Genomic DNA, 6,023 nt, shown 5'->3' with positions numbered 1-6,023 from the left:
GCAGGCCCGGCCCGCCGTCGCGACCGCTCGCTGCAGCGCCCTGCGCCTGCCCGGCGGCTGGCTCGTGGCCGGGGAACTCGAGCCCGCCGAAGTCTGCGACGACCCCGCCGCAGTCGCGGCCTGGGAGCGCGCCGAGCTCGAGGCCGGCCTGCCCGAGGTCTACCCCGAGACCAGCGGCGAGTTCGTGGCGCAGATGATCAACCTCGACCGCATCGGCGCGGTCAGCTTCACCAAGGGCTGCTACCCGGGCCAGGAGATCGTCGCGCGCGCCCATCACCTCGGCCGCATCAAGCGCCGCGCGCAGGTGTTCCGCCTCGACGGCCCGCCGCCCGCGCCCGGCACCAAGCTCGAGCAGCCCGGCGGGACCGTGGTCCGGTCGGTGGCAGCCGACGGCGGGTCGCTGGCGCTCGTTGTCGTCGCCGATTCGGACGCGGCCTGACCGCGAAACCGCGGTTCCTGCACCTGACCGTGAGGCCAGGCCGTGGCACCTGACCGCGAGGTCTGGACGTGTCATACCCCTCTCGCTTGAGGAGATGCCGCTCGACGGGCATGACACGTCCAGACCTCGCTGCAGCACCGCCGCCGGTTTCGACCAGGGCGCAGCCGCACCCGGCCGGCGCCGCCAGCCCCCGCGGTCCGAGCCGGTAGCCGGAGCCTCAGCTACCGAGGTAAGTCAGGGTCCGGCTGCCGAGTCCGAGCAGCGGGGCCGGGAGCGGCCGCCGTGGCCTGGTTGCGCCGCGAAGCGAGTCAATTCCTGTCCTGCAGCGGAATCCGAACGCGTGATGTCCACCGAGCGACATGTCGAGCGAGGGGGATATCACGTGGTCGGGTTTCGCGGTCAGGTGACTTGGCCTGGCCTCGCGGTCAGGCTCACGCGGTCGGGTTGCGCGGTCAGGGGGCCGGGTCGGCCTCCGGCCTCAGGTGCGGGAACAGCAGCACGTCGCGGATCGACGGCTGGTCCGCGAACAGCATCACGACGCGGTCCACGCCGACGCCGAGGCCGCCGGCCGGCGGCATGCCGTACTCCAGCGCCCGGACGTAGTCGGCGTCGTAGAACATCGCCTCTTCGTCGCCGGCGGTCTTCTGCTCGGCCTGCGCGCGGAAGCGTCGCGCCTGCTCTTCCGGGTCGTTGAGCTCGGAGAAGCCGTTGGCCAGCTCGCGTCCGCCGATGAACAGCTCGAACCGATCGGCCAGGAAAGGATCGGCGTCGTTGGTGCGGGCCAGCGGCGAAACCTCGATCGGGTAGCCGGTGACGAAGGTCGGCTGCTGCAGGTCGGCCTCGACGGTGTGCTCGAAGAGCTCGAGCAGCAGCTTGCCGGCGCCCCAGCCGGGTTCGGTATGCGCCTCGAACCGACCCAGGTAGTCACGCAGGTAGCCGGCGTCGCGCTGGCGCGCCGGGTCCAGCCCGGGATTGGCCTCGAGCACCAGCTCTTCCAGCCCGACGCGGCGGAACGCAGGCCCGAGGTCGATCGCCTCGCCCTGCCACTCCAGCCTGGTGGTGCCCAGCACGGCCTCGGCCATCACGCGCAGCAGGTCCTCGGCGATGTCCATCATCGCGACCTGGTCCACCCAGGCCTGGTAGAGCTCAAGCATGGTGAACTCGGGGTTGTGCCGGGTCGACAGTCCCTCGTTGCGGAAATTGCGGTTGATCTCGTAGACGCGCTCGAAGCCGCCGACGACCAGGCGCTTGAGATAAAGCTCGGGCGCGATGCGCAGGTACATGTCGAGGTCCAGCGCATTGTGATGGGTGACGAAGGGCCGCGCGTTGGCGCCGCCGGGGATCGGCTGCATCATCGGCGTCTCGACCTCGAGGAAGCCGCGCGCGTCGAGATAGCTGCGCATGAAGCTGACCATCTGCGAGCGCAGCCGGAACACGCGCCGGCTGTCGGCATTCATCACCAGGTCGAGGTAGCGCTGGCGGTAGCGCGTCTCGGTGTCCGCCAGGCCGTGGTACTTCTCCGGCAGCGGGCGCAGGCATTTCGCCACCATGCGCGCATGGCTGACCCGCACCGTCAGCTCGCCGGTCTTCGTCTTGAACAGCGTGCCTTCGGCGCCCACCAGGTCGCCGAGGTCCCAGCTCTTGAATTCCCGGTACAGGCCCTCGGGCAGGGCGTCGCGCTCGAAGAACAGCTGGATCGCGCCGCTCATGTCCTCGAGGCGCGCGAAGCTGGCCTTGCCCATCACGCGCTTGGCCATCATCCGGCCCGCCACCACGACGTGAATGCCGTCGGCCTCCAGCTTGTCGCCATCGAGGCCGCCGAAGGCCTCCTGCAGGTCGCCGGCGCAGCTGTTGCGCCGGAAATCGTTGGCATAGGCCGCGCCGGCCTCGCGCTGCGCGTCCAGCTTGCGGCGCCGCTCGGCGACCAGGGCGTGCTCGGGCTGTTCGGACATGGCGTTTCCCCGTGCGGTCAGAGGCCCTGCTTCAGGCTGGCCTCGATGAACTGGTCCAGGTCGCCGTTCAGCACGGCCTGGGTGTTGCCGACCTCGACGCCGGTGCGGAGGTCCTTGATGCGCGACTGGTCGAGCACGTAGCTGCGGATCTGGTTGCCCCAGCCGATGTCGGCCTTGGTCTCCTCCAGCGCCTGGGCCTGGGCGCGGCGCTCCTGCATCTCCATCTCGTAGAGCTTGGCCTTGAGCTGCTTCATGGCCGTCGCCTTGTTCTTGTGCTGGCTGCGATCGTTCTGGCACTGCACGACGATGCCGCTCGGCGCATGCGTGATGCGCACCGCGGACTCGGTGCGGTTGACGTGCTGGCCGCCGGCGCCGCTGGCACGGTAGACGTCGATGCGCAGGTCCGCCGGGTTGATCTCGATATCGACCTCGTCGTCCACCTCGGGCGAGACGAAGACGCCGGCGAAGCTGGTATGGCGCCGGTTGCCGGAGTCGAACGGCGACTTGCGCACCAGCCGGTGGATGCCGGTCTCGGTGCGGAGCCAGCCGTAAGCGTAGGGGCCGGTGACGTGCACCGTGGCGCTCTTGATGCCGGCGACCTCGCCCTCGGAGGCCTCGATGATCTCGGCCTCGAAGCCGTGGGATTCCATCCAGCGCAGGTACATCCGGAGCAGCATCTCGGCCCAGTCCTGGGCCTCGGTGCCGCCCTGGCCGGCGTTGATGTCGATGAAGGCATTGTGGGCGTCCATCGCCCCGGAGAACATGCGGCGGAACTCGAGCTCGCCGACTTTCTTCTCGAGCGCCGCGGCGTCGGCCGCGATGCCGGCGATGGTCTGCTCGTCGTCCTCCTCGGCCGCCAGCTCCAGCAGGTCGCGCCCGTCGCTGACCCCCCGGGAGATCGCGTCGAGCCCGGCTACCACGTCCTCGAGCTGGACCCGTTCGCGCCCCAGGGCCTGGGCCTGCTCGGGCTTGCTCCAGACGTCCGGGTTCTCCAGCTCGCGCATGACTTCTTCCAGGCGTTCTTTCTTGCCCGGGTAGTCAAAGGTACCTCCTCAGGGCATCAGCCCTGTCGGCGAGGTCGTCCAGATGCTGGCGAAGCGGCGCGATTTCCATGGCTTGGTTCGATGGCGGGGCAAACGCGCATTCTACCATGCAGCCTCCGCGCGACGAGGGCCCGGCGACGGCCGCTCAGGCCGGTTCGAGGTACTCCACCACCAGCTGCGCCGAGCGGACGCCGGCGTATTCGTTGACGCCGAGCCGGTAGGCCAGCCGCAGCCGCCGCGGCGGCGCGCCGCCGAGCCGGTCCGCCTGGCGAAAGGCGATGGCGTCGAGCACCCGCCGCCCGCCTGCGGGCCGGACCCGCAGCTTGAGATGGTCGAGGCCGACGATGCGGGAGTCCAGCAGCTCGAACACGCCGTCGAACACCGGCTCGGGAAAGCCCTGGCCCCAGGGCGCCGCGTCGCGCAGCAGCTCCGCCGTCGCCAGGCCCAGCGCCTCCTCGGGCAGCTCGCCGTCGGAGACGATCTCGCCGTCCAGCAGGCCGGGCTCTATGCGGGCGCCGACCGCCGCTTCGAGCGCGGCGGTGAATTCATCCAGCGCTGCGGGCGCCAGCGTCAGCCCGGCGGCCATGGCGTGCCCGCCGAAGCGCTCGATCAGGCCCGGGCAGGCGGCGTCCACGTCCGCCAGCGCGTCGCGGATGTGCAGCCCGGACACCGACCGCGCCGAGCCCTTCAGCAGGCCGCTGTCGTCGCGGGCGAAGGCCACCACCGGGCGGTGGTAGCGCTCCTTCAGCCGCGCGGCCACGAGCCCGACCACGCCGCTGTGCCAGCCGGAGCGATACACGCACAGGACCGGCGGCAGCCGCTCGGCCGCCAGCTCCAGGCCGCCAACCGCCTGCAGCGCTTCCTGCTGCATCTGCGCCTCGATCTGCTTGCGCTCTTCGTTGAGGCCGGAGAGCAGTCCCGCGAGCTCCGCGGCGCGGCCCGGGTCATCGCTCAGCAGGCACTCGATCCCGACCGACATGTCGTCCAGCCGCCCGGCGGCGTTCAGCCGCGGCCCGGCGGCGAAGGCCAGGTCGGTCGTCACGGCCTGGCGCGGATCGCGGTTGCCCGCGCGCAGCAGCGCCTCGATGCCCGGGCGACAGGCGCCGGCCCGGATGCGCTTCAGGCCGTGCTCCACCAGGATCCGGTTGTTGCGATCCAGCGGCACCAGGTCGGCCACCGTGCCCAGCGCCACGAGGTCAAGCAGTCCCGGCACCAGGCCGCGCTCGGCCCCGACCTGCCGCGCCAGCGCCGCCGCCAGGTAAAAAGCCACGCCGACACCCGCCAGGCAGCGGCTGGGAAAGCCCTGCCCGGGAATGGCCGGGTTCACGATCGCCGTCGCCGGCGGCAGCTGTTCGCCCGGCAGGTGATGGTCGGTCACCAGCACCTCCATGCCGAGCTCGATGGCGAGCCGGACGCCCGGATGGCAGTTGATGCCGCTGTCGACGGTGATCAGGAGCGCCGGCGGCGCGCCCTCGGCGGCTTGCTGCACCAGCGCGGGACTGAGGCCGTAGCCGTGGACGAAGCGGTCGGGCACCAGGTAGCCCACGTCCCCGCCGAGAGCCCGCAGCACCCGCAGCAGCAGGGCCGTGCTGGTGGCGCCGTCGGCATCGAAATCGCCCACCACCAGGATCCTCGAGCCCGCCGCGAGGTGCCGGGCGACCAGGGCCGCCGCATCCTCCACGCCCTCCAGGCTGCCCACCGGCGCCAGCCCGGCCAGCGCCAGGTCGAGCTCGCCCGGGTCGCGCAGCCCGCGGGCCGCATACAGGCGGGCGAGCACGGACGGCACACCCTGCAGGCTGGCCAGCGCCGCCGGCGCCACCTCCCGCCGGCGGATCGGGCGCCGCTTCAGCATGCCGTCGCCCAGTGTCGCGGGCGGCGCCAGAAGCGCCACAGGTCGATCGTCGCCAGTTCGTAACGGCGCGCGTCGGTGACGATCCGCAAGCGGCCCGGGCGCCCGCGCCGCAGGCCTCGCGCCAGCGGGACCAGCATCTCGGCCTCGAGGCGTTCGAGCGCCGGCAGCGACAGCGTTTCCGGGGCGAGCGGCCAGAGCATCTCGGCCGGCCCCGCGGCGCCCAGCCGTTGCAGCCCGGCGAGGTAGGGTTCCCCCGCGACCTCGGCCGGTCCGCCGGCCGGCTGCGCCTCGAGCCGGCCGCCGCCCCAGGGATGCAGGCCGGCGATCAGCGGTCGTCCCAGCTCGCGCCGGGCCTCGTTGACCGGATGGGCGAAGAACAGCAGCTCCACTTCCGACAGCAGGCGCCGCAGCGCCGGTTCAGGCGGCGCCGGGCGCGCCCCGGTGGCCAGCGTGGGCCCCGGGAAACCGCGCCAGGAGGCCGTGGCGCCGCCGGCGGCCCGCAACAGGTACCAGCGGGCAGGCGACGGCGCGACGAGCCGCAGGCCGTCGCTACCGAAGGTGGCGTTGAAGGCCGCGGCCAGGGCGTCGGCCTCAGCCGGGTCGATCTCGAGCGCCGCCGCGCGCAGGCGAAACGCGCCCTGCTGCTCTGCATCCATGCCCAGCGGCGCGACCCGCAGGCAGTCGCCCGCGACGGCGCCGAGTTCGCCGAGCGCGCTCACCGGCCCCACCGGCCAGCG

Annotated in this window: 4 protein-coding genes and 1 pseudogene; 1 reads left to right on the top strand and 4 read right to left on the bottom strand. The window is 72.3% G+C overall.

What is annotated here, in order from left to right; genetic code table 11:
• The coding region (locus G6N75_RS01940; RefSeq protein WP_165346386.1) for a tRNA-modifying protein YgfZ at positions 1–439 on the top strand (439 nt) is incomplete at its 5' end.
• Between the two features lie 452 nt (positions 440–891).
• On the opposite strand, the gene lysS is transcribed toward G6N75_RS01940, so the two are convergent.
• The 4 genes and pseudogenes from lysS to G6N75_RS01920 all read right to left on the bottom strand — a co-directional run.
• Complete coding sequence (lysS, locus tag G6N75_RS01935) at positions 892–2,391, bottom strand: lysine--tRNA ligase (protein WP_165346385.1); 1,500 nt, start codon at positions 2,389–2,391, stop codon at positions 892–894.
• 17 nt (positions 2,392–2,408) lie between these two features.
• Positions 2,409–3,504 (bottom strand): peptide chain release factor 2 gene (gene prfB, locus G6N75_RS01930; RefSeq protein ID WP_165346384.1). Its coding sequence is split into 2 segments (ribosomal slippage): positions 2,409–3,431 and positions 3,433–3,504, totalling 1,095 coding nucleotides; the frame shifts between segments, so codons are not numbered across the junction.
• 75 nt (positions 3,505–3,579) lie between these two features.
• The gene (recJ, locus tag G6N75_RS01925) at positions 3,580–5,286 is read right to left on the bottom strand and encodes a single-stranded-DNA-specific exonuclease RecJ (RefSeq protein ID WP_206202860.1); all 1,707 of its coding nucleotides are present in this window, start codon (positions 5,284–5,286) and stop codon (positions 3,580–3,582) included.
• Positions 5,280–6,023 (bottom strand): annotated as a pseudogene (locus G6N75_RS01920) (hypothetical protein); the annotation flags it as partial. The gene recJ and the pseudogene G6N75_RS01920, both read right to left, overlap by 7 nt.

The sequence above is a fragment of the Thioalkalivibrio sp. XN8 genome, assembly GCF_011058255.1.
GTDB lineage: Bacteria > Pseudomonadota > Gammaproteobacteria > Steroidobacterales > XN24 > XN24.
The sequence above is the reverse complement of the archived record's forward strand: the minus strand, read 5'-3'. Positions and strand labels throughout refer to the sequence as shown.

Bases quoted from the DNA above. Each gene is read 5' to 3' on its own strand.
- lysS (WP_165346385.1), bottom strand. From the start codon at position 2,391: ATGTCCGAACAGCCCGAGCACGCCCTGGTCGCCGAGCGGCGCCGCAAG.
- recJ (WP_206202860.1), bottom strand. From the start codon at position 5,286: ATGCTGAAGCGGCGCCCGATCCGCCGGCGGGAGGTGGCGCCGGCGGCG.